This window comes from Leclercia barmai, from assembly GCF_049312895.1.
Classification (GTDB): domain Bacteria; phylum Pseudomonadota; class Gammaproteobacteria; order Enterobacterales; family Enterobacteriaceae; genus Enterobacter; species Enterobacter barmai.
This window is the reverse complement of sequence record NZ_JBMNWZ010000005.1, coordinates 28,594-54,632: the sequence shown is the minus strand read 5'-3', so window position 1 is coordinate 54,632 and position 26,039 is coordinate 28,594. Positions and strand designations below refer to the sequence as shown.

At 57.7% G+C, this 26,039-nt stretch carries 26 protein-coding genes; 12 read left to right on the top strand and 14 right to left on the bottom strand.

The window, feature by feature from the left end:
* The first annotated feature begins 10 nt into the window (after positions 1–10).
* Positions 11–1,198 carry a glycoside hydrolase family 88 protein gene (locus tag ACOYA6_RS17805; protein WP_139563631.1) on the top strand — a complete coding sequence of 396 codons (1,188 nt, stop codon included), beginning with the start codon at positions 11–13 and terminating at the stop codon, positions 1,196–1,198.
* Between the two features lie 43 nt (positions 1,199–1,241).
* Here ACOYA6_RS17805 and lysM read toward each other — a convergent pair whose 3' ends face one another.
* The 5 genes from lysM to qseB all read right to left on the bottom strand — a co-directional run bounded on the left by lysM (position 1,242) and on the right by qseB (position 4,857).
* Entirely contained in the window at positions 1,242–1,682 is a 441-nt protein-coding gene (lysM, locus tag ACOYA6_RS17800) for a peptidoglycan-binding protein LysM (protein WP_422655134.1), read from the bottom strand.
* Between the two features lie 138 nt (positions 1,683–1,820).
* On the bottom strand, positions 1,821–2,135 hold the full coding sequence (locus tag ACOYA6_RS17795) for a putative quinol monooxygenase (protein WP_039031847.1): 315 nt from the start codon (positions 2,133–2,135) through the stop codon (positions 1,821–1,823).
* A 29-nt stretch (positions 2,136–2,164) separates the two neighbouring features.
* Positions 2,165–2,746, bottom strand: coding sequence for an NAD(P)H-dependent oxidoreductase (locus tag ACOYA6_RS17790; RefSeq protein WP_138370226.1), 582 nt, complete (start codon positions 2,744–2,746; stop codon positions 2,165–2,167).
* A gap of 105 nt (positions 2,747–2,851) precedes the next feature.
* Positions 2,852–4,201: a quorum sensing histidine kinase QseC gene (gene qseC, locus ACOYA6_RS17785; RefSeq protein WP_422655133.1), complete on the bottom strand. Its 1,350-nt coding sequence runs from the start codon at positions 4,199–4,201 to the stop codon at positions 2,852–2,854.
* Positions 4,198–4,857, bottom strand: a complete 660-nt coding sequence (gene qseB, locus ACOYA6_RS17780) for a quorum sensing response regulator transcription factor QseB (protein ID WP_139563628.1) — start codon at positions 4,855–4,857, stop codon at positions 4,198–4,200. The genes qseC and qseB overlap by 4 nt, the downstream gene beginning before the upstream one ends.
* Before the next feature lie 139 nt (positions 4,858–4,996).
* On the opposite strand from qseB, the gene ACOYA6_RS17775 reads away from it, so the two are divergent.
* From ACOYA6_RS17775 to ftsP, 4 genes are all read left to right on the top strand, one after another.
* Positions 4,997–5,398 carry a YgiW/YdeI family stress tolerance OB fold protein gene (locus tag ACOYA6_RS17775; protein WP_138370223.1) on the top strand — a complete coding sequence of 134 codons (402 nt, stop codon included), beginning with the start codon at positions 4,997–4,999 and terminating at the stop codon, positions 5,396–5,398.
* A gap of 119 nt (positions 5,399–5,517) precedes the next feature.
* Positions 5,518–7,776, top strand: a complete 2,259-nt coding sequence (gene parC, locus ACOYA6_RS17770; protein ID WP_422655132.1) for a DNA topoisomerase IV subunit A — start codon at positions 5,518–5,520, stop codon at positions 7,774–7,776.
* A 121-nt stretch (positions 7,777–7,897) separates the two neighbouring features.
* Positions 7,898–8,635, top strand: coding sequence for a 1-acylglycerol-3-phosphate O-acyltransferase (gene plsC, locus ACOYA6_RS17765; RefSeq protein ID WP_039031790.1), 738 nt, complete (start codon positions 7,898–7,900; stop codon positions 8,633–8,635).
* A 59-nt stretch (positions 8,636–8,694) separates the two neighbouring features.
* A complete protein-coding gene (ftsP, locus tag ACOYA6_RS17760; protein WP_039031791.1) occupies positions 8,695–10,107 on the top strand; it encodes a cell division protein FtsP in 1,413 nt (470 codons plus the stop codon).
* A 37-nt stretch (positions 10,108–10,144) separates the two neighbouring features.
* Here ftsP and ACOYA6_RS17755 read toward each other — a convergent pair whose 3' ends face one another.
* A complete protein-coding gene (locus tag ACOYA6_RS17755) occupies positions 10,145–11,620 on the bottom strand; it encodes a TrkH family potassium uptake protein (protein ID WP_039031792.1) in 1,476 nt (491 codons plus the stop codon).
* A gap of 223 nt (positions 11,621–11,843) precedes the next feature.
* On the opposite strand from ACOYA6_RS17755, the gene ACOYA6_RS17750 reads away from it, so the two are divergent.
* Positions 11,844–14,018: a YgiQ family radical SAM protein gene (locus tag ACOYA6_RS17750; protein ID WP_039031793.1), complete on the top strand. Its 2,175-nt coding sequence runs from the start codon at positions 11,844–11,846 to the stop codon at positions 14,016–14,018.
* A gap of 90 nt (positions 14,019–14,108) precedes the next feature.
* On the opposite strand, the gene dkgA is transcribed toward ACOYA6_RS17750, so the two are convergent.
* Both dkgA and yqhD read right to left on the bottom strand, forming a co-directional pair.
* Entirely contained in the window at positions 14,109–14,936 is an 828-nt protein-coding gene (dkgA, locus tag ACOYA6_RS17745; protein WP_039031794.1) for a 2,5-didehydrogluconate reductase DkgA, read from the bottom strand.
* A gap of 105 nt (positions 14,937–15,041) precedes the next feature.
* Positions 15,042–16,205 carry an alcohol dehydrogenase gene (gene yqhD / locus ACOYA6_RS17740; RefSeq protein ID WP_422655131.1) on the bottom strand — a complete coding sequence of 388 codons (1,164 nt, stop codon included), beginning with the start codon at positions 16,203–16,205 and terminating at the stop codon, positions 15,042–15,044.
* 194 nt (positions 16,206–16,399) lie between these two features.
* On the opposite strand from yqhD, the gene ACOYA6_RS17735 reads away from it, so the two are divergent.
* On the top strand, positions 16,400–17,296 hold the full coding sequence (locus tag ACOYA6_RS17735; protein ID WP_422655130.1) for an AraC family transcriptional regulator: 897 nt from the start codon (positions 16,400–16,402) through the stop codon (positions 17,294–17,296).
* A gap of 56 nt (positions 17,297–17,352) precedes the next feature.
* On the opposite strand, the gene yghB is transcribed toward ACOYA6_RS17735, so the two are convergent.
* Both yghB and metC read right to left on the bottom strand, forming a co-directional pair.
* Complete coding sequence (yghB, locus tag ACOYA6_RS17730; protein WP_039031797.1) at positions 17,353–18,012, bottom strand: DedA family general envelope maintenance protein YghB; 660 nt, start codon at positions 18,010–18,012, stop codon at positions 17,353–17,355.
* Between the two features lie 141 nt (positions 18,013–18,153).
* Complete coding sequence (gene metC / locus ACOYA6_RS17725) at positions 18,154–19,341, bottom strand: cystathionine beta-lyase (RefSeq protein ID WP_039031798.1); 1,188 nt, start codon at positions 19,339–19,341, stop codon at positions 18,154–18,156.
* 251 nt (positions 19,342–19,592) lie between these two features.
* Between metC and exbB the strand changes: the two genes are divergently transcribed.
* Both exbB and exbD read left to right on the top strand, forming a co-directional pair.
* Complete coding sequence (gene exbB, locus ACOYA6_RS17720) at positions 19,593–20,324, top strand: tol-pal system-associated acyl-CoA thioesterase (RefSeq protein ID WP_422655129.1); 732 nt, start codon at positions 19,593–19,595, stop codon at positions 20,322–20,324.
* Between the two features lie 6 nt (positions 20,325–20,330).
* Complete coding sequence (exbD, locus tag ACOYA6_RS17715) at positions 20,331–20,756, top strand: TonB system transport protein ExbD (protein ID WP_039031800.1); 426 nt, start codon at positions 20,331–20,333, stop codon at positions 20,754–20,756.
* A 132-nt stretch (positions 20,757–20,888) separates the two neighbouring features.
* Here exbD and ACOYA6_RS17710 read toward each other — a convergent pair whose 3' ends face one another.
* The 3 genes from ACOYA6_RS17710 to ACOYA6_RS17700 all read right to left on the bottom strand — a co-directional run bounded on the left by ACOYA6_RS17710 (position 20,889) and on the right by ACOYA6_RS17700 (position 22,766).
* Positions 20,889–21,785 (bottom strand): SDR family oxidoreductase, encoded by an 897-nt coding sequence (locus ACOYA6_RS17710; protein WP_422655128.1) that lies wholly within the window; start codon positions 21,783–21,785, stop codon positions 20,889–20,891.
* A 131-nt stretch (positions 21,786–21,916) separates the two neighbouring features.
* Complete coding sequence (locus ACOYA6_RS17705) at positions 21,917–22,369, bottom strand: cytoplasmic protein (protein ID WP_138370220.1); 453 nt, start codon at positions 22,367–22,369, stop codon at positions 21,917–21,919.
* A complete protein-coding gene (locus ACOYA6_RS17700; RefSeq protein WP_039031803.1) occupies positions 22,362–22,766 on the bottom strand; it encodes a hypothetical protein in 405 nt (134 codons plus the stop codon). The genes ACOYA6_RS17705 and ACOYA6_RS17700 overlap by 8 nt, the downstream gene beginning before the upstream one ends.
* A gap of 105 nt (positions 22,767–22,871) precedes the next feature.
* Between ACOYA6_RS17700 and ACOYA6_RS17695 the strand changes: the two genes are divergently transcribed.
* Together ACOYA6_RS17695 and ACOYA6_RS17690 are read left to right on the top strand one after the other, a co-directional pair.
* A complete protein-coding gene (locus ACOYA6_RS17695) occupies positions 22,872–23,375 on the top strand; it encodes an ESA_00282 family adhesion-associated protein (RefSeq protein WP_039031804.1) in 504 nt (167 codons plus the stop codon).
* Positions 23,376–23,453: 78 nt separating this feature from the next.
* Entirely contained in the window at positions 23,454–23,942 is a 489-nt protein-coding gene (locus tag ACOYA6_RS17690; RefSeq protein WP_039031805.1) for a TIGR00645 family protein, read from the top strand.
* A gap of 74 nt (positions 23,943–24,016) precedes the next feature.
* Here the strand turns inward: ACOYA6_RS17690 and ACOYA6_RS17685 are convergent, their stop codons facing one another.
* On the bottom strand, positions 24,017–25,057 hold the full coding sequence (locus tag ACOYA6_RS17685; RefSeq protein ID WP_139563611.1) for an aldo/keto reductase: 1,041 nt from the start codon (positions 25,055–25,057) through the stop codon (positions 24,017–24,019).
* 83 nt (positions 25,058–25,140) lie between these two features.
* Between ACOYA6_RS17685 and yghX the strand changes: the two genes are divergently transcribed.
* On the top strand, positions 25,141–26,028 hold the full coding sequence (gene yghX / locus ACOYA6_RS17680; RefSeq protein WP_422655127.1) for a YghX family hydrolase: 888 nt from the start codon (positions 25,141–25,143) through the stop codon (positions 26,026–26,028).
* Positions 26,029–26,039: the final 11 nt, after the last annotated feature.

The window sequence follows — 26,039 nt, the reverse complement described above, 5'->3', positions numbered from 1 at the left end:
GAACCGAATTATGTTAAGTCGTATCACTGAGGAGCACCTGGGCGATATTCCTGTGCCCGTGGATGAACATGCCTTTAGCGATGAATTAAGCTCGGCGCGCCGCCACATCCTCGACCTGATTAGCCGTCATTTAACGGAATTCGGCGACAAGTTCCCGGCAGAAACCTGCCGGGAGGGGTTCTATCCCCTGACCGATAACGTCGAGTGGACCACCAGCTTCTGGACCGGGCAGCTGTGGCTGGCGTGGGAGATGAGCGGCGACGAGAAGTTTCGCGCGATGGCCCGCAAGCACACCCGCTCGTTTGGCCTGCGCATTGCCGGGCGCAGCGACACCAACACCCACGATCTCGGCTTCCTGTATACGCTCTCCTGCGTGGCGGACTGGCGACTGACCGGTAACCGCGAGGCGCGCGGCTTCTCGCTGCTGGCGGCGGAAGCCCTGCTGGAGCGCTTCCACGAGAAGGCGAAGATCATCCAGGCGTGGGGCGATCTCTCCGATCCGGAGCAGGCCGGACGGATGATCATCGATTGCAACATGAACCTGCCGCTGCTCTACTGGGCAACCGAGCAGACCGGCGATCCGCGCTTTGCCGAGGCCGCTAAAGCCCACGTGATGCAGGCCGCGACCTGGCTGATTCGTGAAGATGCCTCCACCTTCCACACCTACTATATGGATGTGGTCACCGGCGCGCCGCGCTACGGCAATACCCAGCAGGGCTATGCGGATGACTCCTGCTGGTCGCGCGGCCAGGCGTGGGGGATTTACGGCTTCCTGCTGAGCTACATCTACACCGGCGACGAGACGATGATCGCCCTGTCGAAGCGGCTGGCGAACTACTTCCTCAACCGCCTGCCGGAAGATTACGTCTGTCACTGGGATCTGGCCCTGGTGGGCACCGACGCCCTGCGCGACGCCTCCTCGGCGGCGATTGCGGTCTGCGGTCTGCTGGAGCTGGTGAAGCACCTGCCGGTGACCGACCCCGACCGGGCGCGCTATCTGGCGTGGGCGAAAGGCATTATGTCGTCGCTGACGAAGCACTATCTGATGGGCAAAGAGGAGAAGGGCAACGGCGTGCTGAAGCACTCGGTGTACCACCTCGCCAGCAATAAAGGCGTGGATGAGTGTGCCAGCTGGGGAGATTACTTCTACGTCGAAGCGCTGGTGCGCTTTACCCAGAGCTGGAAACTGTACTGGTAGTCATTTTCCCCTCTCCTGACAGAGGAGAGGGGATAGCTTATCCTCAGGCTTCAGGGATACGCAGCGTCTGGCCCGGATAAATTTTATCGGGGCTGGAGAGCATAGGGCGGTTGGCTTCAAAGATTTTGTTGTACTTCGACGCATCGCCATACACGGTTTTGGAGATGGCGCTCAGGGTGTCGCCCGATTTAACCGTGTAGTAGGTGGCTTCCTGCTGGGTGTCGGTGGCGGTGATGCTGTTTTCCACCTCGCTGACCCCGGCGATGTTCCCCACCGCGACCTGGATTTTCTCTTTCTGCTCCTGGGTCAACCCGTAGCCCGTCACCACGGCCTTGCCGTCGTTGACGTTGACCTGCACCTTCTCGGCGCCCGGGATATTGAGCTTTTTAAGATGCTCCGAGACTTTATCGCTCTGACCTTTGTGATCGGTCAGGTTGTCCCACAGCTTTTCACCTGCTTCTTTAACGAAGTTAAAAATTCCCATTCCTTCCTCCAGATAACAATGAAATCAGGAATAAGCATAGCAGGTGCGCTTTAAGGTGATAAAAAAAGCCCGGTGGCGCTACGCTTACCGGGCCTACGATTTTCTCCCTCTCCCTTTGGGAGAGGGCTGGGGTGAGGGTTAAACCCCGCTCTCCAGAATACGGATATGCGTTTCCAGAACGTCACCTTTCACCGCTTCGCTCCACGCCTTCATGTGCGGAGTCTGCAGATGCGCTTCGAGGTGCGCCACGGTTTCCCACAGCTCAACCATCACAATGGAGTCCGGGGCGGTGGTCTGGAAGCTGACGCCTGCGGCGGTGTCCACCATCGGCGCATAGCCGTGGCAGCCAGCTTCTTCTAAAACGGTTGGGATAATCTTCGCGAACTCATCCAGCACCGCCTGGCGGTGATGTTGTCCAGGACGGGTACGGATTTCAGCAATAACGGTAAGCATGGTCATTTCTCCTGATAACATGCTACCAGTTAAGCAAAAATCTCAGCCAGATGCTTGCGATATTCTGCGATATAGCGTGGCACGTCCGGCATTTTGATCACGTCGTTAGTGATAAAGGTCGGCAGCGCCTCCATTCCCAGGAACTGGTTGGCTTTGTGGAACGGCAGATAAACACCGTCAACGCCCACGCCGTGGAAGAACTGATCTTCTTCGGTGAAGGCTTCCATCGGGGCGTTCCAGGTCAGGGAGAGCATGTATTTTTTGCCCTGGATCAGACCGCCGGAACCGTACTTCTTCGAGGCGTCTGAACGGGTGCGACCGTCGCTGGCGTACAGCGAGCCGTGACCTTCGGTAAAGACATCGTCCATGTACTTTTTCACGGTCCACGGCGCGCCCATCCACCAGCCTGGCATCTGCCAGATAACCACGTCAGCCCAGAGGAAGTTCTGCACTTCGGCCTGGATATCGTATTCGCCGTCGGTGCGCACGACCTTAACATCATGTCCGGCGTCGCGCAGGAAACCGTCCGCGACCTCGGTCAGGGTGTCATTCAGTTGGCCATTGGAGTGGGCGAATTTTTTCGCGCCGTTGATAATCAGAATATTGCTCATTAAGTTGTCCTCAGAGTAGCGAGTCTGAGGGCCATTCTACGCGCGACAGCGGTGCGGTAAAATGAGCAAAATGTGCAAAGTCTTTTGCTAAAAACGCAATAATCCCTACCAGCCGACGGTAACGGCAAACCCGCCGTCCGGTGCATTGCTGAGCGTGACCGTCATCCGGTGCAGGGCGGCAATCCGCTTCACGATGGACAACCCCAGCCCGCTGCCGGTTTGCTCCTGTCCGGGCGGGCGATAGAAACGCTCGCCGATCCGCGCCAGCGCGTCGGGGGCAATGCCCGGACCGTTGTCACGCACGGTAAAACTGCGGCTATCAAGAGTCACATCCACCACGCTGCCGCGCGGGCTGTAGCGCACGGCGTTATCCAGCAGGTTGCGCACCAGCAGGCTCAGCAGCAGCTGCTGGCCGGGACGCGTGACCTGCGGAGCGTTAATATTCAGGCGCATTTCGATCCCGGCCTGCTGCGCCGGATGATAGCTATCCATCACCGCCGACTGAAGCAGATCGGCCATGTTCAGGGATCCCACATCCTCGAGGCTCTCCAGCGAATCCAGGCGCGACAGCGTCAGGAGCTGCTCAACCAGCCGCGTTGCCCGGTCGATACCGGCATGCAGCTGGATCAGGGCTTTCGCCTGCGCCTCAGGATCGTCCAGCGACAGCTGCGCCACCTCGGTCTGCACCTTCAGGGCGGTAAGCGGGCTGCGCAGCTCGTGGGCGGCATCGGAGGTAAAGCGGCGCTCGCGGGCCATCATGGCCTGGGTGCGGGCGAAGAGATGATTCAGCGCGTCGAGCAGCGGGCGAACCTCAACGGGCACGCCGTGCGTCGCCAGCCGATCGGTGGCATCCGGCGAGCGGGTGCGCAGGGTATGCGCCAGCTTTTTCAGCGGCCAGAGTTCACGGCTCAGCAGCACGATAAGCAACAGCAGCATCACCGGCAGCGCCACCAGCCACGGCGTGAGCTGCGAGCGCACCACGTCCAGCGCCATCTCCTGACGGTACTCCCGCTCCTGGCCGACCACCACCCGGTACTTGCCGTCCGGTGAGGTGAGCCACAGGAATCGCCATTCGTCGTTATCGTCGTCCAGCCGCCCGTTGTCGAAGCCCTCCCGACGATAGTGATACGGAATATCACGCCCGTTCTCGCCGTCGTTCAGCACCATTTTGCCGTCGGGGGTGTAGATGGCGAAGGCCAGGGCGTCGTCATCTAGATGGCCGTGTTTCGCTTTTTTTGGCACCTCGCGCATGCGCGCCGGGGCGCGGATCTCATCGAGATCCATCGTCAGCAGCCGTTTAGCAAACAGCATCTGTTGGGTATCGAACAGCTTATCGAGCTTATCGGTAGTCTGATGCCAGGCGACGATACTCGCGGCGAACCACGCCGCCAGCGACAGCACCATGAACAGCAGCGTCAGGCGCAGCTTCAGGCTCAGGCGTTGGGTCAGTTTCATGCATCACCCAGGGTATAACCGATGCCGTGCACGGTGCGGATAAAGTCGCTGCCGAGCTTGCGGCGCAGATGGTGAACGTGGACTTCCACGGCGTTACTGGAGACGTCGTCATCCCAGGTATAGAGCTTCTCTTCAATCAGTTTGCGCGGCAGCACGCGGCCAGCGTTGCGCATTAACAGCTCCAGCAGGGCGAACTCTTTCGGTTTCAGCACCAGGGTGTCGCCATTGAGCGCGGCCACCAGACGGGAGGGATCGAGCGTCACGCCGCCGTGGCGCAGTTCGCTGTGCGCCTGCCCGTGGCTACGGCGCACCAGCGCTTCGAGGCGGGCGGCCACCTCGATCAGGGCAAAGGGTTTACAGAGATAATCGTCAGCCCCCAGACGTAACCCCTCGACGCGCTGGTCGAGGGCATCCCGCGCGGTTAAAATCAGCACCGGCTCGCTGCGCCCCTTTTCCCGCCACTCGCGCAGGATCTGCAGCCCGTCAAGACCCGGCAGCGTCAGGTCGAGCACCACCGCGTCATAGGGGGCGCTGTAGAGCGCCGCGCGGCCGGTATCACCGTCGGTGAACCAGTCCAGGCTGAAGCCCATTTTCGTCAGCCCGGCCTTGATGCCATCGCCAATCAGTTTGTCGTCTTCTACCAGTAAAATGCGCATGTTTCCCTCCCTGATGCCGCCAGTAAACCCTCTGTAACGCCCGGCTGTACAGTAAAAAAATTTAAATTTTCCGCTTAAGAAGTCGTTAAGGTTTACCCTGTTTAATGGACTGCGAAACGACATTAAAGGGAGAGTTAAGATGAAAAAATTCGCTGCTATTGCTGCCATCATGATGATCACCACCGCGCCGGTTTTTGCGGCGCAGGGCGGGTTTAACGGCCCATCCGCAACGGCAACCCAGACGCAAACTCAGCAGGGTGGTTTTGTCGATAATGACGCCAACCTCACCACGGCGCAGAAGGTCAAGGATATGAAGGACGACAGCTGGGTGAAACTGCGCGGAAACATCACCGAGCGGCTGTCTGATGACCGCTACACCTTCCGCGATGAGAGCGGCACGGTAAACGTGGAGATCGACAACAAGCACTGGAACGGCCAGACCATTACCCCGCAGGATAAGGTTGAACTGCAGGGCAAAGTGGATAAAGAGTGGAACGATTTCGAAATCGACGTGAAACAGGTTATCAAGCTGAATAAATAACCCGTGAAGGGGCCGGTATTCCGGCCCTTTTTCTTTGTGACTCGACTCGCCAGATGAGGTAGTATCTGCGGCAATATTGCCTGAAACCAGCAGGTTTCTGAGTTGAGGAATCCCATTAAATGAGCGATATGGCAGAGCGCCTCGCGCTACATGAATTTACGGAAAACGCCTACCTGAACTACTCCATGTACGTCATCATGGACAGGGCGTTGCCGTTTATTGGAGATGGCCTGAAACCCGTTCAGCGCCGCATCGTTTATGCGATGTCTGAGCTGGGCCTGAACGCCAGCGCCAAGTTTAAAAAATCCGCCCGTACCGTGGGTGACGTTCTGGGTAAATACCATCCGCACGGCGACAGCGCCTGTTATGAAGCGATGGTGCTGATGGCCCAGCCGTTCTCCTACCGTTACCCGCTGGTCGACGGCCAGGGGAACTGGGGCGCGCCGGACGATCCGAAGTCGTTCGCGGCGATGCGTTACACCGAATCCCGTCTCTCTAAATATGCCGAACTGCTGCTCAGCGAGCTGGGCCAGGGCACCGCGGAGTGGGTACCGAACTTCGACGGTACGATGCAGGAGCCGAAGATGCTGCCTGCGCGTCTGCCGAACATTCTGCTGAACGGCACCACCGGCATCGCCGTCGGGATGGCGACGGATATCCCGCCGCACAACCTGCGTGAAGTGGCGAAAGCGGCGATCGCCCTGATTGAACAGCCGAAGACCTCGCTGGACGAGCTGCTGGATATCGTGCAGGGGCCGGACTACCCGACCGAAGCGGAGATCATCACCTCCCGCGCGGAAATCCGCAAAATCTACCAGAACGGTCGCGGCTCCGTGCGCATGCGTGCCGTGTGGACCAAAGAGGACGGCGCCGTGGTCATCACCGCGCTGCCGCACCAGGTCTCGGGCGCGAAAGTGCTGGAGCAGATCGCGGCCCAGATGCGCAATAAAAAGCTGCCGATGGTTGATGACCTGCGCGACGAATCCGACCACGAGAACCCGACCCGTCTGGTGATCGTGCCGCGCTCTAACCGCGTGGACATGGAGCCGGTGATGAACCACCTGTTCGCCACCACCGATCTGGAAAAAAGCTACCGTATCAACCTGAACATGATCGGGCTGGACGGCCGTCCGGCGGTGAAAAACCTGCTGGAGATCCTCACCGAGTGGCTGACGTTCCGCCGCGATACGGTGCGCCGTCGTCTGAACCACCGTCTGGAGAAAGTGCTTAAGCGCCTGCATATCCTTGAAGGTTTGCTGGTGGCGTTCCTCAACATCGACGAAGTGATTGAGATCATTCGCACCGAGGACGAGCCGAAGCCGGCCCTGATGTCGCGCTTTGGCATCAGCGAAACCCAGGCCGAAGCGATCCTCGAACTGAAACTGCGCCATCTCGCCAAACTGGAGGAGATGAAGATCCGCGGTGAGCAGAACGAGCTGGAAAAAGAGCGCGATCAGCTCCAGGCGATCCTCGCCTCCGAGCGCAAGATGAACACCCTGCTGAAGAAAGAGCTGCAGGCCGATGCCGACGCCTTCGGCGACGATCGCCGTTCACCGCTGCACGAGCGCGAAGAAGCCAAAGCGATGAGCGAGCACGACATGCAGCCGTCCGAGCCGGTGACCATTGTGCTGTCACAGAGCGGCTGGGTGCGCAGCGCCAAAGGTCACGACATCGACGCGCCGGGCTTGAGTTATAAAGCGGGCGACAGCTTCAAAGCCGCGGTGAAGGGCAAGAGCAACCAGCCGGTGGCCTTTATCGACACCACCGGGCGCAGCTATGCCATCGATCCTATTACCCTGCCGTCTGCGCGCGGGCAGGGCGAGCCGCTCACCGGCAAGCTGACGCTGCCGCCGGGGGCGACCGTCGAACATATGCTGATGGAAGGCGATGAGCAGAAGCTGCTGCTGGCCTCCGATGCGGGTTACGGCTTCATCTGTACCTTTAACGATCTGATCTCGCGTAACCGTGCGGGCAAGGCGTTGATTAGCCTGCCGGACAATGCCCGGGTCATGCCGCCGCTGGTGATTGAAAACGAGAGCGACATGCTGCTGGCGATCACCGCTGCCGGCCGCATGCTGATGTTCCCGCTCAGCGATCTACCGCAGCTGTCGAAAGGCAAAGGCAATAAGATTATCAACATCTCCGCGGCGGATGCGGCAGCGGGGGAGGACAGCCTGGCGCACCTCTTTATTCTGCCACCGCAGAGCACGTTGACCATCCATGTGGGTAAACGCAAAATCAAACTGCGTCCGGAAGAGCTGCAGAAAGTGGTGGGCGAACGTGGACGCAGGGGATCGCTGATGCGTGGCCTGCAGCGTATTGACCGCGTGGAGATCGACTCTCCGAACCGTGGTAACGCGGACGACAGCGCAGAGTAACAGCGTCTCTCCCCCTCCGTTCAGGAGGGGGCTTGCGAAAAATATCCGTTATAAAAACAAAAGAGTTACCCGCTTCCAGTTGCAGTATAATTGTCAGCTGTCAGGGGTTTTTGAGGTCGCTATGCTATTAATTGTTCGTGCCATTATTGCCGTTATCTACTGCATTCTGGTCTGTATCTTCGGCTCTGTTTACTGCCTGTTCAGCCCGCGTAATCCAAAGCACGTTGCCACCTTTGGCCACATGTTTGCCCGTCTGGGGCCGCTGTTTGGCCTGAAAGTCGAGACCCGTCTGCCGGAAGGGGCAGAGAGCTATGGCAACGCTATCTATATCGGTAACCATCAGAATAACTACGACATGGTCACCGCGGCGAAAATCGTGCAGCCGCCAACCGTTACCGTGGGCAAAAAAAGCCTGCTGTGGATCCCGTTCTTTGGCCAGCTCTACTGGCTGACCGGCAACCTGCTGATTGACCGTAACAACCGCGCCAAAGCGCATGGCACCATTGCCGAAGTGGTGAACCACTTCAAAAAGCGCAAAATCTCCATCTGGATGTTCCCGGAAGGGACCCGCAGCCGGGGTCGCGGCCTGCTGCCGTTCAAAACTGGCGCGTTTCATGCCGCAATTGCGGCAGGCGTTCCGATTATTCCAGTGTGTGTTTCCAATACATCGAATAAGATAAACCTCAACCGTCTGCGTAACGGTCTGGTGATTGTCGAGATGCTGCCGCCGGTGGATGTCAGTAAATATGGCAAAGATCAGGTGCGCGAGCTGGCGGCACATTGCCGCGAATTAATGCTGAATAAAATCGCTGAGCTCGATAAAGAAGTCGCCGAGCGAGAAGCCGCTGGCAAGGTTTAAGCCGGCTTAAAGGGAAAACGAATTCCCGTGTTGTTAGCACGTTTATACATGGAGCCAATATGTCACTCAGTCGCCGTCAGTTTATTCAGGCATCAGGGATCGCCCTTTGTGCAGGCGCGGTTCCGCTGAGGGCAAACGCCGCCGGGCAGCAGCCGCAGCTGCCCATCCCGCCGTTACTCGAATCCCGCCGCGGACAGCCTTTGTTCCTGACGCTGCAGCGCGCCCACTGGTCATTCACTCAGGGTACGCGGGCCTCGGTCTGGGGCATCAACGGGCGCTACCTGGGCCCGACGGTGCGCGTCTGGAGCGGCGATGACGTCAAACTGATCTACAGCAACCGCCTGGCGGATAACGTCGCCATGACCATCAGCGGTATGCAGGTGCCGGGTCCGCTGCTGGGCGGCGCCCCACGCATGATGTCCGCAAGCGCCGACTGGGCGCCGGTTCTGCCGGTCCGCCAGCGCGCCTCTACCCTCTGGTATCACGCCAATACCCCGAACCGCACCGCGCAGCAGGTCTACAACGGCCTGGCCGGGATGTGGCTGATAGAGGATGAAGTCAGTAAATCTCTGCCGATCCCCAATCATTACGGGGTCGATGACTTTCCGCTCATTATTCAGGATAAGCGTCTGGATAACTTCGGCACGCCGGAGTACAGCGAGCCGGGCAGCGGCGGTTTTGTTGGCGATACGCTGCTGGTTAACGGCGCGCAAAGCCCCTATGTCGAGGTATCCCGCGGCTGGGTGCGCCTGCGTCTGCTCAATGCCTCCAACTCCCGTCGCTATCAGCTGCAGATGAGCGATGGCCGCCCGCTGCACGTGATCGCCGGGGATCAGGGCTTTTTACCGGCACCGGTGTCGGTTAAGCAGCTGGCGTTGGCTCCGGGCGAGCGGCGCGAAATCCTCGTGGATATGACCAACGGGGAAGAGGTGTCGGTTACCTGTGGTGAGGCGGCAGGCATCGTTGACCGCCTGCGCGGCTTCTTTGAGCCGTCGAGCATTCTGGTCTCCACCCTGGTGTTAACCCTGCGTCCAACCGGCCTGCTGCCGCTGGTCACCGATACCCTGCCGATGCGCCTGCTGCCGGAAGAGATCCTCGGCGGCACGCCGGTGCGCAGCCGGGATATCAGCCTCGGCGACGATCCGGGCATTAACGGCCAGCTGTGGGACGTTAATCGCATCGATATCACCGCCCAGCAGGGCTCCTGGGAGCGCTGGACGGTGCGCGCCGACATGCCGCAGTCGTTCCACATCGAAGGAGTGAGTTTCCTGATCCGCAACGTCAACGGCGCCATGCCGTTCCCGGAAGATCGCGGCTGGAAAGATACCGTCTGGGTCGACGGGCAGGTGGAGCTGCTGGTCTATTACGGGCAACCTTCGTGGCCGCACTTCCCATTCCTGTTCCACAGCCAGACGCTTGAGATGGCGGATCGAGGCTCGGTGGGACAGCTGCTGGTGAACCCGGCCCCGTAATTCTTTCCGCCCGGCATCCCTGCCGGGCGTACTGTTTCTACGCTCGCCAGAAGAAGCGCGAGCAGAGGATCAGAATCGGATAGATCTCCAGACGCCCCAGAATCATCGCCATACACATCAGGTATTTTGCCCCTTCCGTCAGCGTGCCGAACGTCGACGCGGTTTCACCGAACCCCAGCCCCATGTTGTTGATGCAGGCAGCGACCGTGGCGAAGGAGGTGAACAGATCGTACCCCATCAGATTCAGCGCCCAGATAAAAAAGGCGGTGAACAGCACGTAGAGAAAGAAGAAGCTCCAGACCGACCGTAGCACGCGCTCGTTTACCACGCTTTTGCCGATGCGCACCGGCAGAAGGGCGCGCGGATGGCCGAGCTGATGCAGCTCCTGACGGCACTGTTTGAACATGATCAGAAAGCGCAGCGCCTTGATGCCGCCGCAGGTTGAGCCGACACAGCCGCCGAAGAAGCTGGCCAGCAGCAGCAGGAAAATGGTGTGCGCGGGCCACTGGGCATAGTCACCGGTAGACAGGCCGTTATCGGTCATCATCGAGCTGGCGAGGAAAAAGGCATGCACCAGACTGTCAGGAATGTTGTACATGCCTGCGTGCCACACCTGCCAGGCGGTGATCAGAGTGATAATGGCGGCGGCGGCCAGAAAGAACTTCAGCTCCAGGTTGCGGCGAAAAGGTTTCAGCGTGCGGCGGGCAATGGCCACATACCAGAGAGTAAAGTTGAAGGCGGAGAGCAGGGAGAACAGCCCGGCGACCAGCTCTACCGCATGGCTGTCGTAAAAGCCGATACTTTCGCTACGGGTGGAAAAACCGCCGAGGGAGACGGTAGAAAGTCCATGACACAGCGCGTCGAAAAACGACATTCCGGCCAGCCAGTAGGCCAGGGTGCAGGTCAGCCCCAGCAGCAGATAGGTGAGCCACAGGGTGCGCGAGGTATCCGCCAGCCTGGGCGTGAGCCGCTCCTCTTTAAACGGCCCCGGCATTTCAGACTGATAAAGCTTCATGCCGCCGATGCCGAGGAACGGCAGTACCGCCACCGCCAGCACGATGACTCCGAGGCCGCCGATAAAGTTAAGCTGGGCGCGATAGTAGAGGTACGATTTGGGCAGAGCGCTGACGTCGCCAATCACCGTCGCCCCGGTGGTGGTGATCCCCGATACCCCTTCAAACAGCGCATCCGCCAGCGACAGTTCCTGAACGTCATCCATCCACAGCGGCATGGCGCTAATTATTGAGAAGAGAAACCAGAACAGGACGATAATGACAAACCCGTCGCGGGTGCGCAGCTGGATCCCGGCATGGCGGGTCATCAACCAGGTGCCGCCACCGAGGGTGAAAAAGGTCACAAAGGTGCTCAAAAAGGCCAGATAGCTGCGCTCTTTATTTGCCAGCGCGATGGCCATCGGCGGCAGCATCGAGAAGCTGTAAAGCAATACTAAAAATCCGCACAGATGCAGTACGACCTGTAGCTGAGAAACCTGAGAAGAGCGGTTGCGTCGCAAAGTGAAATTCCCCGTTATAGCCTTTTTTTGCTGTGCATAAACTGGCAAAGACCTGAGTATTGTCAGGGTAATTCGCCAGCAGGCGGCATTATGGCAGGTTGTTTACAGGGTTTGTAAAAGTTTCGTTAACCTGGCGCCAGTTTGGCGCATTTCCCCCCTTCATTTATGGCAGAAGAACAGCGTATAATCGCCGCCCTTTGATTATTTTTTCTTCGGAAGCATTATGAGCGCCATTTCCCTGATCCAGCCGGATCGTGACCTCTTCTCCTGGCCCCAGTACTGGGCGGCCTGCTTTGGACCGGCACCTTTCCTGCCGATGTCTCGTGAAGAGATGGACCAACTTGGCTGGGACAGCTGCGACATTATCCTGGTGACGGGCGATGCCTATGTCGATCACCCGAGCTTTGGCATGGCGATCTGCGGTCGTATGCTTGAAGCCCAGGGCTTCCGCGTCGGGATCATTGCCCAGCCGGACTGGAACAGCAAAGACGACTTTATGCGTCTGGGTAAACCGAACCTGTTCTTCGGCGTCACCGCCGGCAACATGGACTCGATGATCAATCGCTACACCGCCGACCGCAAACTGCGTCACGACGACGCCTACACCGCGGATAACGTGGCGGGCAAGCGCCCGGATCGCGCCACCCTCGTCTATACCCAACGATGCAAAGAAGCATGGAAAGACGTGCCGGTCATCCTCGGGGGTATCGAAGCGAGCCTGCGCCGTACCGCGCATTATGACTACTGGTCTGATACCGTGCGCCGTTCGGTGCTGGTGGACTCCAAAGCCGACATGCTGATCTTCGGCAACGGCGAACGTCCGCTGGTGGAAGTGGCGCACCGTCTGGCCCAGGGCGAGCCGGTGGGCGACATCCGCGACGTGCGCAATACCGCCATCATGGTGAAAGAGGCGCTGCCGGGCTGGAAAGGGGTGGATTCTCGTATCATCGACATGCCGGGTAAAATCGACCCGATCCCGCATCCGTACGGCGAAGATCTGCCGTGTGCGGATAACAAACCCGTAGCGCCGAAGAAGGCCGAAGCGAAAGCCATCGTCGTGCAGCCGCCGCGTCCGAAGCCGTGGGAAAAGACCTACGTGCTGCTGCCCTCCTTTGAGAAGGTGAAAGGCGACAAAGTGCTGTATGCGCACGCGTCGCGTATTCTGCACCACGAAACCAACCCGGGCTGTGCGCGTGCCCTGATGCAAAAGCACGGCGAGCGCTACATCTGGGTTAACCCGCCGGCGATCCCGCTCTCTACCGAAGAGATGGACAGCGTGTTTGCCCTGCCGTACAAGCGTGTGCCGCACCCGTCATACGGCAACGCGCGCATCCCGGCGTATGAGATGATCCGCTTCTCGATCAACATCATGCGCGGCTGCTTCGGCGGCTGCTCTTTCTGTTCGATCACCGAGCACGAAGGGCGCATTATCCAGAGCCGCTCTGAAGATTCCATCGTCAACGAGATCGAAGCCATTCGCGACACGGTCCCGGGCTTTACCGGCGTGATCTCCGATCTGGGTGGCCCGACCGCCAACATGTACATGCTGCGCTGTAAGTCGCCGCGTGCGGAGCAGACCTGCCGCCGCCTGTCTTGCGTCTATCCGAGCATTTGCGAACACATGGACACCAACCACGAGCCGACGATCAACCTCTACCGTCGCGCCCGCGACCTGAAGGGCATCAAGAAGATCCTCATCGCTTCCGGCGTGCGTTACGACATCGCCGTGGAAGATCCGCGCTACATCAAAGAGCTGGCGACCCACCACGTGGGCGGCTACCTGAAGATTGCCCCGGAGCATACTGAAGAGGGGCCGCTGTCGAAGATGATGAAGCCGGGGATGGGCAGCTACGACCGCTTCAAAGAGCTGTTCGATACCTACTCGAAACAGGCCGGGAAAGAGCAGTATCTGATCCCGTACTTCATCTCCGCGCACCCGGGTACGCGTGACGAAGACATGGTCAACCTCGCCCTGTGGCTGAAGCAGCGCCGCTTCCGTCTGGATCAGGTGCAGAACTTCTATCCGTCGCCGCTGGCCAACTCGACCACCATGTATTACACCGGTAAGAACCCGCTGAGTAAGATTGGTTATAAGAGTGAGGATGTGGTGGTGCCGAAGGGTGACAAGCAGCGTCGTCTGCACAAAGCCCTGCTGCGTTATCACGATCCGAAAAACTGGCCGCTGATCCGCCAGGCGCTGGAAGAGATGGGTAAAAAGCACCTGATCGGTTCCCGCCGCGACTGCCTGGTGCCTGCGCCAACGGTTGAAGAGATGCGCGAAGCGCGTCGCCAGAACCGCAACACGCGTCCGGCCCTGACCAAGCACACGCCGATTGTGCACCAGCGTTCGAACGGTGGGGCAACGGCGAAGAAGAGTGTAAAACGCAAGGCCGGTTAAGCCTGAAAAAATGCCCGGTGGCGCTAGCGCTTACCGGGCCTACATAATTGAATACCCTCTCCCCTATGGGGATAGGGCAGGGTGAGGGGATTACCCGCCAAACTGGTCCGGATCCGGGCCTAAACGCTTGCCTTTATCCAGCTTCGCAATTTCACCCAGTTCGTCTTTATCCAGACGGAAATCCCAGACGTTGAAGTTTTCCGCGATGCGCGACGGCGTAACGGATTTCGGGATCACCACCAGTCCGCAGTCCAGATGCCAGCGAATGACAATCTGTGCCGGGGTTTTGCCGTACTTGTCGGCCAGGTCGCGGATGATCTTCTGATCGAACACCCCTTCGCCGCCCTGCGCCAGCGGGCTCCAGGATTCGGTCTGGATCTTGTGGGTCGCATTCCAGGAGTGCAGCTGACGCTGCTGCATCAGCGGGTGCAGTTCAATCTGGTTGATTACCGGGGCGACGCCCGTCTCATCAATCAGTCGTTGCAGATGGTGGACCTGGAAGTTACAGACCCCGACGCTCTTCACCAGCCCGGCTTTCTGCAGGTCGAGCATCCCTTGCCAGGCCTCAACATAGTGATCGATAGCCGGAACCGGCCAGTGCATCAGGTAGAGATCGACAAAGTCGAGCTGCAGCTTGTCCAGACTCTCCTGCAGGGCTTCTGCCGGACGCTTCTGGTCGTCGTTCCACAGCTTGGTGGTGATGAATAACTCATCGCGGGGCAGGCCAGCGCTGGCAAGAGCCTTGCCGACGCCGTCTTCATTTTTGTAGGCGGCAGCGGTATCGATGGAGCGATAGCCGACTTCCAGTGCTTTGTGAATGGCGGAGACGACCTCGTCGTTACCGGCTTTCCATACGCCGAGCCCCAACTGGGGCATTACGTTGCCGTCCTGAAGCTTGATTACGGTTTGGTTTGCCATTTTTCCTCCTTCATTGGACATCCACCAGGGGTAATCCCCCGGTGGCGTATGTGCATTAAGCCTGGCCTAAATGCCGAAAAACGAAAGGCAATCGCGTAAAATCGCTTAGCGCGCGGCCTCGTAAATACGGCGGCTGACGTCGAGGGTAATGTCGTGATGTTCGCCGATTTGCGTCATGCCGTGCTCTTCGAGTTTTGCCAGCAGGGCAGGGATGGAGCTCCCGTCCAGGCCGTAGCCGGAGAGGCGCGTTGGCACGCCCAGCTGCTCGAAGAAGTTGCGGGTAGCGGCAATGGCGGCATCGATGCGCTCATCTTCAGAACCGGCGGAAATACCCCAGACGCGCTCAGCGTACTGCAGCAGTTTGCCGCGTTTGGTATCGCGTTTTTCGTTCCACAGCGCAGGCAGTACCACCGCCAGGGTCTGGGCATGATCGAGGCCGTGCATCGCCGTCAGCTCGTGGCCCAGCATATGGGTCGCCCAGTCCTGCGGCACGCCGGCACCAATCAGGCCGTTCAGCGCCTGAGTCGCGGCCCACATTACGTTGGCACGCACCTCGTAGTTTTCTGGCTCCTGCAGCGCCAGCGGGCCGTCTTCGATCAGGGTCAGCAGAATACCCTCGGCGAAGCGATCCTGAATTTTGGCATTCACCGGATAAGTGACGTACTGCTCAACGGTATGAACAAAGGCATCCACCACGCCGTTCGCCACCTGACGTGGCGGCAGGGTGTAGGTGTAAACCGGATCCAGCACCGCGAATACCGGCTGCACGTGCTCGTTCATAAAGGCCTGCTTGTCGCCGGTGGTTTTACGGGAGATCACCGCGCCTTTGTTAGACTCGGAGCCGGTGGCCGGGAGGGTCAGCACGGAGCCCATCGGGATGGCGCTTTTAATGTCGCTGCCGCCGGTTTGCAGGATGTGCCACGGGTCGATGTTTTCATCGTAGTGGGCCGCTGCGGCGATAAACTTGGTGCCGTCCAGTACGGAACCACCGCCTACCGCCAGCAGGAAGGTGATCTGCTCTTCACGGGCGATTTTCACCGCGTTCATCAGCGTTTCGTAAGACGGGTTTGGCTCGATGCCGCCAAACTCACGCACGTCCAGACCTTCCAGCGCGGAGTAGACCTGATCCAGCACGCCATTTTTCTTCACGCTGCCGCCGCCGTAGGTGATCAGCACGCGGGCATCGGCCGGGATCTGCTCGCGCAGGTCGGCGATAGCGCCTTTACCAAACAGGATGCGGGTCGGGGTATGCAGATTGAAATTGTTCATTGTTCGTTCCCTTTGGTGGGTGAAAAAACGGGGCGGCCACGGGGCTGCCTGATGGTGCTCATTGTGGCGAGCGCACAGGTTTCTCTCAATGCACATTCCTGCCGTTGTCTTGCCCATTTCTACACAGTACTGGAGAAAATAAGTAAAAATGCGCACACTGCAGGTGTCGGAAAACAACCCCTGAGTGAGAGAAGATGAAACGTGACGCGATCTGCCAGCAGCTAACGCAACAAATTAACAGGCTGAAAGATAATGAAAATAATCTCGACACCCTGCTGCCGGACGTTCGCCTTTTGTACGGCACCCAGCCCTACGCCCGCACCCCGGTGATGTACCAGCCGGGTATCATTTTTCTCTTTTCCGGCCACAAAATTGGCTATATCAACGAGCGCGTCTTCCGTTACGACACCAACGAATATCTGCTCCTGACAGTACCTTTACCCTTCGAATGTGAAACCTTCGCGACTGAGACGGTCCCGCTGGCAGGGATCCGCTTAAATATTGACATTCTGCAGCTCCAGGAGCTGCTGATGGACATTGGCGAGGATGAACTGTTTCGCCCGTCGATGGCGGCGAGCGGCATCAACTCCGCCACCCTGACCGATGAGATCCTCTGCGCCATTGAACGGCTGCTGGATGTGATGGAGCGCCCGCTGGATGCGCGCATTTTGGGCAAGCAGATTGTGCGCGAGATCCTCTACCACGTCCTGCTCGGGCCGGGTGGCGGGGCGCTGCTGGCGCTGGTCAGCCGTCAGACCCACTTCAGCCTCATTGGCCGGGTGCTAAAGCGCATCGAGAGCCAGTACACCGAAAACCTGAGCGTGGACCAGCTGGCGGCCGAGGCCAACATGAGCGTGTCGGCGTTCCACCATAACTTCAAATCGGTGACCAGCACCTCGCCGCTGCAGTATCTCAAGAGCTACCGCCTGCACAAGGCGCGCATGTTAATGATTCACGACGGCATGAAGGCCAGCGCCGCCGCGCTGCGGGTGGGGTATGAGAGCGCCTCGCAGTTCAGCCGGGAGTTCAAGCGCTACTTTGGCGTGACGCCGGGGGAAGATGCGGCGCGGATCAGAACAATGCAGGGGTAGGGTGGGGGCAAATTCCCTCTCCCCTTTGGGGAGAGGGTCAGGGTGAGGGGATTTTCTCAGGCGCTGCAGTACTTCTTGCGGATCACCACCACAATCGTCCCCACCAGGCCCGCGACCAGCAGGAAAATCGGCAGGATCATCAGGAAGGTCATGACCTGATCTTCATGATGTTTCACAAAGGGGATCATATTTAACGCGTAGCCGAGCGTGGTCACTACGCCGACCCACAGCAGCGCGCTCAACCAGTTAAAGAACTGGAAGCGGCGGTTAGAGAGCCCGGAAATGCCCGCCATGGTAGGCAGCAAGGTGCGGACAAACGCCAGGAAACGCCCGGCCAGCAGTGCCAGCAGGCCGTGGCGATCGAACATGCAGGTCGCCCGCTGGTGGTATTTATGCGGCAGCTGCGCCAGCCAGCTTTTCACCACCCGCGTATTGCCGAGCCAGCGGCCCTGCAGATAGCTGAGCCAGCAGCCCAGGCTGGCGGCCGAGGTGAGGATCACCATGGTGGGAGTGAAGTCCATGACCCCTTTACCGATTAACGCGCCTGCCAGCAGCAGCAGGCTGTCGCCCGGTAAAAAGGAGGCGGGCAGTAACCCATTTTCCAGAAACAGCGTGGCGAACATGACGAAATAGACAATCCCAACCACGTGCGGGTCCGCCAGTGCTGCAAAATCGTGTTGCCAGAGTGCAGCGATAATATCTTGAATAACAGCCATGGGCTTTCCTGTGGAACAGCATTTATAAGGCTATTGTACTCCCTATTTCGCCTGCGGGCTTTGATCGCAGGCGCAACAAATCAGACTTTTCTGCAGGGATTGTGGAGAAAAGTGTCCGCGGAGTGTTTTTATCGCCCTGCGCTATTCGATTCGCGCAAACCCGGCTTCCAGATCGGCGATTAAATCGTCGACGTTTTCCAGGCCGATATGCAGGCGGATCAGGGTGCCGGTAAAGTCCACTTCACCACCCGGACGCAGGGCCGCAATCTGCTCTGGCTGGTTGGGTAAAATCAGCGATTCAAAGCCGCCCCACGAATAGGCCATGCTGAACAGCGAGAAGTTGTCCAGATACGCGGAGAGTTCGTCGTTGCTCAGGCGCTTATTGAGCACAAACGAGAACAGACCGCTGCTGCCCGTAAAGTCACGTTGCCAGAATTCATGCCCGATGCTGCCCGGCAGCGCCGGATGGTTAACGCGCGCCACCTGCGGATGCTGCGCCAGCCAGCGGGCAACCTGCAGGCTGCTTTCATGATGCTGACGCAGGCGCACGCTAAGGGTACGCAGGCCGCGGCTGGTCATGTAGGCGGTATCGGCATCCACCATCTGGCCCATCAGATAGGCATTCTCACGCAATTGCTCCCAGCAGCGGGCATTAGAGACCGCAGTGCCGATCATGCCGTCAGAGTGGCCAATCAGATATTTGGTTGCTGCCTGAATAGAAATATCGATACCAAAATCGAGCGCCTTAAACAGCACGCCCGCCGCCCAGGTGTTATCGATCATGATGATGGCGTCCGGCGCTTTGCTGCGCACCGCCTCTACGATGGCAGGCACGTCATGCACTTCCATAGTGATGGAGCCCGGAGATTCCAGGAACACAATTCGGGTATTAGGCTGGATCAGTTCGGCGATCCCGGCGCCAATCTGCGGGTCGAACCAGCCGGTGGTGACGCCCAGCTTGCTGAGGATTTTGGTGCAGAAGTCCTGGCTTGGCTCGTAGGCGGTGTTGGTCATCAGGATATGGTCGCCCTGTTCGACAAACGCCAGAATGGTATTCGCTACCGCCGCCGCGCCGCAGGGGAACAGCGCGCAGCCCGCGCCGCCTTCCAGCTCGCACATCGCTTCCTGTAACGAGAAATGGGTTAGCGTCCCGCGACGTCCGTAAAACAGCTCGCCGTTGGCCCGGTTGCGGGTGGCGTGTTTTTTCGCTTCGACGGTATCAAACACCAGCGACGAGGCGCGCTGGATGACGCTGTTCACCGAGCCAAGGGTATATTTCTTACTGCGTCCCGCCTGGACGAGGGTAGTATCAAGATGCTTCTCTTTCATGTCTGCGCAACCTGTTTTTATACGTCTGGACGTCCACACTATCACGAAAGTAAAAATGGTCACGTCAACGCTCACTGGTTCAGCGGAAAATTTTTTAAAATTTGTTTCCGGGAAATTTTTCCTGCGTAAGCGCAAGGAAAATGAAACGAATTTACGGCACTATGTAAATACTAATGAGAACTACTATCAATTCGACGCTGTTTTGATATTATTATGCTCAGATTTTGTGATTTGTGTCCTGGAGATACCGAGTGGGTAATAATTTGATGCAGACGGATCTCTCCGTCTTGGGCATGTATCATCATGCCGACATCGTGGTGAAGATTGTCATGATCGGCCTGATTCTGGCGTCTGTCGTCACCTGGGCTATTTTCTTTAGTAAGAGCACTGAGCTTATTTCGCATAAGCGTCGTCTTAAGCGCGAGCAGCAGCAGCTGGCCGAAGCCCGCACCCTGAATCAGGCGAGCGACATGGCTTCTTCCTTCCAGGCGAAGAGCCTGACCACCCAGTTAATCAACGAAGCACAGAACGAGCTGGAACTTTCCGCAGGCAGTGAAGACAACGAAGGTATTAAAGAGCGTACCGGCTTCCGCCTGGAGCGTCGCGTTGCGGCTATTGGCCGTCATATGGGACGCGGCAACGGCTACCTGGCGACCATCGGTGCTATTTCACCGTTCGTCGGTCTGTTCGGTACCGTCTGGGGCATCATGAACAGCTTCATCGGTATTGCCCAGACGCAAACCACCAACCTCGCGGTTGTGGCACCCGGCATCGCCGAAGCGCTGCTGGCGACGGCCATTGGTCTGGTTGCGGCCATCCCGGCGGTGGTTATCTATAACATCTTCGCCCGTATGATTGGCAGCTACAAAGCGACCCTCGGCGACGTTGCCGCTCAGGTTCTGCTGCTGCAAAGCCGCGATCTGGATCTCAGCGCCAGCGCTGCGAAGCCGGTCCGTTCTGCTCAGAAATTTCACGTAGGTTGATTCGCCATGGCAATGCGTCTTAATGAAAATCTGGACGATAACGGCGAAATGCACGAAATCAACGTGACGCCGTTTATCGACGTCATGCTGGTTCTGCTGATTATCTTCATGGTTGCGGCGCCGCTGGCGACCGTAGACGTGAAGGTGAATCTGCCTGCGTCATCCAGTCAGCCGCAGCCGCGCCCGGAAAAACCGATTTATCTGTCCGTTAAAGCCGATAAATCCATGTTCCTGGGTAACGATCCGGTGACTGATGAGTCGGTGATCCCGGCGCTGAACGCCCTGACCGAAGGCAAGAAAGACACGACGGTCTTCTTCCGTGCCGATAAAACGGTCGACTACGAAACCATGATGAAGGTAATGGACACGCTGCACCAGGCGGGTTACCTGAAGATAGGTTTAGTCGGCGAAGAGAAGACAGTGGCGAAATAAAAGCAAAAAGGCAACGTAAGTTGCCTTTTTTAATGTTTGTTCCCTCGGACCAAAGGAGAGGGTCAGGGTGAGGGCATCAGGCCGCAGAAAAGTAGGCCGGGTAAGGCGAAGCCGCCACCCGGCAACGAACAACTATCCCAGATGTTCCCCACCGCACACGCCGTGCACTTCTGCCGTCACGTAGCTTGATTCCTGACTCGCCAGATAGACGTACACCGGCGCCAGCTCCGCAGGCTGCCCTGCGCGCTTCATCGGGGTCTGCTGACCAAACTGCGGGATCTTCTCCTGGGTCTGGCCGCCGGAGATTTGCAGCGCCGTCCAGATAGGCCCCGGGGCCACCACGTTGACGCGCACGCCGGTCTCCGCCACCTGTTTTGCCAGCCCGCGGCTGAAGTTGAGGATCGCCGCTTTGGTTGAGGCGTAGTCCAGCAGGTGCGGGCTCGGCTGATAGGCCTGAATCGACGAGGTGGTGATGATGCTCGACCCGGCAGGCAGCAGCGGCAGCGCCTCCTGGGTTATCCAGAACAGTGCCAGCACGTTCACGGCATAGGTCTGCTTAAACTGCTCGGTGGTCAGATCGGCAATCTTCTCCACCGCCACCTGCTTACCGGCCACCAGCGCCAGCACGTCCAGTCCGCCTAGTTCCTGATGGGCTTTATGCACCAGCGAGCGGGCAAATTTTTCATCACTCAGATCGCCAGGAATAAGCACCGCCTTGCGTCCGGCCTCTTCAATAAGCTTCTTAACCTGTTGAGCGTCCTCTTCCTCGGCGGGCAGGTAGTTGATGGCAACGTCTGCGCCTTCACGCGCGTAAGCGATGGCGGCAGCGCGCCCAATCCCGGAGTCGCCCCCTGTCACCAGTGCCTTACGATCCTGTAGTCTGCCGCTGCCTTTATAGGTTTTTTCGCCGCAATCCGGCACCGGGTCCATTTTGCTCTGTACGCCGGGCGCAGGCTGTTTCTGCTGCGGATACTCACCGGTGTAGTACTGGGTGGTCGGATCCTGAATTTTGCTCTGAGAATTTGCCATTGAGGTTCTCCTTGAGGGGTTAATCAGACCTTAAGTTTAGGAGAATCAACTGGGCTGTGAGGATCATTCAGGATAATCCTTAAATGAATCGGGCGGAGCGGAAACAGGCGGTGCGGCAGGTTTGTCGAGGATTACGGCTTTTGCGGGGGAACGTCAGCTTTGGCGGCCAGCACGTCTTCATTCAACGCCACGGTCGTCACGCTGGAGGTGCGATAGCCTTCATCGGCCAGCTTGCGTGTGACGCGCAGGGTCGCGGTTTCGCGTGCCAGCAAATATTGATAATTGGTTTCCAGCCGCGCCAGTATTTTCTCTTTTAAGTCGGGACGCTGTTCCATGATGACGTTTATTGCCGCGCCGTAGATCTCTTCTTTTACCTGCAACGGATAAATTTCCCGGCGATTCTGCCATTTCAGGCGTACCAGACCGGCCGGAATGGAGAGCAAATCTTTTGCAATACGTTGTATTTCCGCGTTTTTAATCTCTTTTAGCGCGGTAAGGTTTTGCTCTAAGATAAATTCATCGCTTTTTTTGTCATCTAAAGCTAAATAAACGTTGTTGTTATCAACATCCTTCACGTTATTCATCCTCTAGCTTATAAAATACGGGCGTATTTTTCTCGCAGGTAATTAGGTTCAACCAGATTTCATTACCGGCCTCGTTAATCTCATCGGTTTTTTCCGCCAATATTTGACTTAGTGCCTGCGCGTCTATTTCCCCCTCCGCCTGCAAATCATTCAACAGGCGGGCAAACACCTCGATTTTAATGACGCGAAATAACCGGTCTTTAATATGCCGATCGTGCTCTTCGAGCAACATATTGCGGGAGTTACCGGTACGGGTAACACCAATTAATATATCCGGCGCGTAATCAGCGAGTGTTCTTTTCCCCTTAGTGAAATTGGCATTGCTTTCTGCTTCTGGCGGTTTCGGTTCCACGGAAGAAATGTGAAACTTGGCCGGGACCAGATTGTCGGGCAACATTTTATATTTCCTTTAATTTCAACGGGGTAGGGTTGTCTGGAGTGTGAGATTCGTTGACAATAACATGAGGCAAATTTAAAATCAAAAAAAATGGAGCCTGCCTATATGAACAGCATTTTTTATACTGTCATTACTTTGTTATTGCTTACTGCCGTGGTTCTTTTATTGATGCGCGAGTTCAATAAAAGCAGCGATGCAGAGAGCGCGCATGTCCCGGCCCCGCCGGAGCGGTTGTCAAAAGAAGAGGGCGAAGACCATTTTTCAGTGTTAATGAATGCGATTACGCCAGTCTGGTACTGGCGCGTTAATCATGAATATATTGATTTCCTCCATGCCACAATTAAACGAATGAATATGGTGGAAATAAATAGCATTCCTGACCTGTTTGAAGCTCAGCGTCGTTGCAGCGATCTTAACTCTGCGGTGTATAAATATTACGACAATATCAAGAAGCGCTGCCTGAACGGTGAAAAAGTGTCGCACTCGGATCTGGAGGTAATGAACCTGCGCCAGTGTTTTCGCGAATTCAGCCTTGAGGCCTATCCGTCGCTGGTGGTGCTGGTGTGGCCGGAATATCAGCGCCCGGTAATAAAGCCCGATCAGGTATAGGGTCTTTGTTTAGTTGTTGCAAACAGTTTGGACCCTTGCGATATACTGCGCGCTGGTTTCGTTTGCAGACAGGACTTTATGGAACGCTTTTTTGAAAACGCAATGTATGCCTCCCGCTGGCTGTTAGCCCCGGTCTATTTTGGCCTCTCGCTGGCGCTGGTGGCCCTCTGTATTAAATTCTTCCAGGAAATTTTTCATGTCCTGCCGCATATTTTCAGCATCGCAGAATCCGATCTGATCCTGCTGTTGCTGTCGCTGGTGGATATGACCCTGGTGGGTGGCCTGCTGGTGATGGTGATGTTCTCGGGTTATGAGAATTTCGTCTCGCAGCTGGATATCTCCTCGGATAAAGAGAAGCTGAGCTGGCTGGGTAAAATGGATGCCTCGTCGCTGAAAAACAAAGTGGCGGCGTCGATTGTGGCAATCTCTTCCATTCACCTGCTGCGGGTGTTTATGGATGCCAAAAATATCCCGGACAACAAGCTGATGTGGTACGTGATTATTCACCTGACCTTTGTGCTGTCGGCGTTTGTGATGGGGTATCTGGATAAGCTGAGCCGCAAATAAGTTAAAAACGCCTGATGGCGCTGCGCTTATCAGGCCTACGGGCCTCTCTCCCCATCGGGGAGAGAGGAAAAAACTTACTTATCCGACGACGCCTGCCACAAATTCAGCTGCCCGTCGGCCACGTGCTGGTCAATCCGCTGCAGCTCTTCTTCGCTAAAGTGCAGATTATTCAGCGCCTGCACGTTCTCCTCCAGCTGCTCCGTCCGGCTGGCACCAATCAGCACCGACGTCACGCGTTCATCCTTCAGCAGCCAGCTCAGCGCCATCTGCGCCATCGTCTGCCCGCGCGCCTGGGCCATCTCGTTCAGCAAACGCAGGCTGTTCAGGTTGGCTTCGGTGAGCATGTTTTCCGTCAGGCCGCGCACCTTTTTGCCCTCGCGCTGCATGCGGGAGCCGTCGGGAATGCCGTTCAGATATTTTCCGGTCAGCAGCCCCTGGGCCAGCGGCGTAAAGGCGATGCAGCCCGTACCGTTGGCGGCCAGGGTGTCCAGCAGGCCGCTCTTGTCCACCCAGCGGTTAAGCAGGTTGTAGGAAGGCTGATGGATAAGCAGCGGGATCTTCCACTCGCGCAGCAGCTCCGCCATTTTCTGCGTCCGCTCCGGCGAATAGGATGAAATACCGACGTAGAGCGCTTTGCCGCTCTGCACCGCCTGCGCCAGCGCAGAGGCGGTCTCCTCCATTGGGGTGTTTTCATCTACCCGGTGTGAATAGAAGATATCCACGTACTCCAGCCCCATCCGCTTCAGGCTCTGATCGAGGCTGGCGAGCAGGTACTTGCGTGAACCGCCCGCACCGTACGGGCCAGGCCACATGTCGTAGCCCGCTTTGGTGGAGATAATCAGCTCGTCGCGATAGGCCGCGAAATCGTCGCGCAGCAGGCGGCCAAAATTTTCCTCCGCGCTGCCCGGCGGTGGGCCATAGTTATTGGCGAGATCAAAGTGGGTGATGCCGCAATCGAAGGCTTTTCGCAGCAGGGCGCGCTGTGAGTCGAGGGCGTGGACGTGGCCGAAGCTGTGCCACAGGCCGAGTGACAGGGCGGGTAAGCGCAGGCCGCTTTTACCGCAGTAGCGGTACTGCATCGTCTCGTAGCGGTCAGGGGAGGCGTTCCAGGGCATGATGTCTCCTTTCTTAGTGATTGATTTTCGAAACAGCGTTTCTATTCTATCCTTAGTTCGTTCACAATTCATGGAGATATGCGATGACGCGTATGACCGCCAAAGACTTTCCTCAGGAATTGCTCGACTACTACGATTATTACGCTCACGGCAAAATCAACAAACGTGAGTTCCTCAATCTGGCGGCCCGCTATACGGTTGGCGGCGTCACGGCGCTGGCGCTGTTTAATATGCTCAAGCCCAATTACGCCCTCGCAGAGCAGGTAAAATTCACCGATCCCGATATTCTGCCGGAGTACATCACTTATCCCTCACCGGACGGGCATGGCCAGGTGCGCGGCTATCTGGTGAAACCGGCTAAAGCCACGGGCAAAGTCCCGGCGGTGGTGGTGGTCCATGAAAACCGCGGCCTTAATCCGTACATCGAGGACGTGGCCCGCCGGGTGGCAAAAGCGGGCTACATCGCCCTGGCGCCGGATGGCTTAAGCTCGGTGGGCGGTTACCCCGGTAACGACGAAGAGGGGAAGATCCTGCAACAGAAGGTCGACCCGACGAAGCTGATGAACGACTTCTTTGCCGCGGTCGGGTTTATGCAAAAACACCCGGACGCCACCGGTAAGGTGGGGATCACCGGCTTCTGCTACGGCGGCGGGGTCTCTAATGCCGCAGCGGTGGCCTGGCCGGAACTGGCCTGCGCCGTGCCGTTCTATGGCCGACAGGCACCTGCGGCGGATGTCGCCAAAATTAAGGCGCCGTTGCTGCTGCACTACGCCGAGCTCGACAAAAATGTGAATGAAGGCTGGCCGGCTTATGAGGCCGCGCTGAAAGCGAACGGTAAAGTGTATGAGGCGTACATCTATCCCGGGGTGAATCACGGCTTCCACAATGACTCCACTCCGCGCTACGACGAGCCTGCCGCAGAGTTAGCCTGGAAACGGACGTTGGGATGGTTTGAAAAGTATTTGAGTTAACCCGCGTGAAA

Bases quoted from the DNA above. Each gene is read 5' to 3' on its own strand.
- ACOYA6_RS17805 (WP_139563631.1), top strand. From the start codon at position 11: ATGTTAAGTCGTATCACTGAGGAGCACCTGGGCGATATTCCTGTGCCC.
- lysM (WP_422655134.1), bottom strand. From the start codon at position 1,682: ATGGGAATTTTTAACTTCGTTAAAGAAGCAGGTGAAAAGCTGTGGGAC.
- ACOYA6_RS17795 (WP_039031847.1), bottom strand. From the start codon at position 2,135: ATGCTTACCGTTATTGCTGAAATCCGTACCCGTCCTGGACAACATCAC.
- ACOYA6_RS17790 (WP_138370226.1), bottom strand. From the start codon at position 2,746: ATGAGCAATATTCTGATTATCAACGGCGCGAAAAAATTCGCCCACTCC.
- qseC (WP_422655133.1), bottom strand. From the start codon at position 4,201: ATGAAACTGACCCAACGCCTGAGCCTGAAGCTGCGCCTGACGCTGCTG.
- qseB (WP_139563628.1), bottom strand. From the start codon at position 4,857: ATGCGCATTTTACTGGTAGAAGACGACAAACTGATTGGCGATGGCATC.
- ACOYA6_RS17775 (WP_138370223.1), top strand. From the start codon at position 4,997: ATGAAAAAATTCGCTGCTATTGCTGCCATCATGATGATCACCACCGCG.
- parC (WP_422655132.1), top strand. From the start codon at position 5,518: ATGAGCGATATGGCAGAGCGCCTCGCGCTACATGAATTTACGGAAAAC.
- plsC (WP_039031790.1), top strand. From the start codon at position 7,898: ATGCTATTAATTGTTCGTGCCATTATTGCCGTTATCTACTGCATTCTG.
- ftsP (WP_039031791.1), top strand. From the start codon at position 8,695: ATGTCACTCAGTCGCCGTCAGTTTATTCAGGCATCAGGGATCGCCCTT.
- ACOYA6_RS17750 (WP_039031793.1), top strand. From the start codon at position 11,844: ATGAGCGCCATTTCCCTGATCCAGCCGGATCGTGACCTCTTCTCCTGG.
- dkgA (WP_039031794.1), bottom strand. From the start codon at position 14,936: ATGGCAAACCAAACCGTAATCAAGCTTCAGGACGGCAACGTAATGCCC.
- yqhD (WP_422655131.1), bottom strand. From the start codon at position 16,205: ATGAACAATTTCAATCTGCATACCCCGACCCGCATCCTGTTTGGTAAA.
- ACOYA6_RS17735 (WP_422655130.1), top strand. From the start codon at position 16,400: ATGAAACGTGACGCGATCTGCCAGCAGCTAACGCAACAAATTAACAGG.
- yghB (WP_039031797.1), bottom strand. From the start codon at position 18,012: ATGGCTGTTATTCAAGATATTATCGCTGCACTCTGGCAACACGATTTT.
- metC (WP_039031798.1), bottom strand. From the start codon at position 19,341: ATGAAAGAGAAGCATCTTGATACTACCCTCGTCCAGGCGGGACGCAGT.
- exbD (WP_039031800.1), top strand. From the start codon at position 20,331: ATGGCAATGCGTCTTAATGAAAATCTGGACGATAACGGCGAAATGCAC.
- ACOYA6_RS17710 (WP_422655128.1), bottom strand. From the start codon at position 21,785: ATGGCAAATTCTCAGAGCAAAATTCAGGATCCGACCACCCAGTACTAC.
- ACOYA6_RS17705 (WP_138370220.1), bottom strand. From the start codon at position 22,369: ATGAATAACGTGAAGGATGTTGATAACAACAACGTTTATTTAGCTTTA.
- ACOYA6_RS17700 (WP_039031803.1), bottom strand. From the start codon at position 22,766: ATGTTGCCCGACAATCTGGTCCCGGCCAAGTTTCACATTTCTTCCGTG.
- ACOYA6_RS17695 (WP_039031804.1), top strand. From the start codon at position 22,872: ATGAACAGCATTTTTTATACTGTCATTACTTTGTTATTGCTTACTGCC.
- ACOYA6_RS17690 (WP_039031805.1), top strand. From the start codon at position 23,454: ATGGAACGCTTTTTTGAAAACGCAATGTATGCCTCCCGCTGGCTGTTA.
- ACOYA6_RS17685 (WP_139563611.1), bottom strand. From the start codon at position 25,057: ATGCCCTGGAACGCCTCCCCTGACCGCTACGAGACGATGCAGTACCGC.
- yghX (WP_422655127.1), top strand. From the start codon at position 25,141: ATGACGCGTATGACCGCCAAAGACTTTCCTCAGGAATTGCTCGACTAC.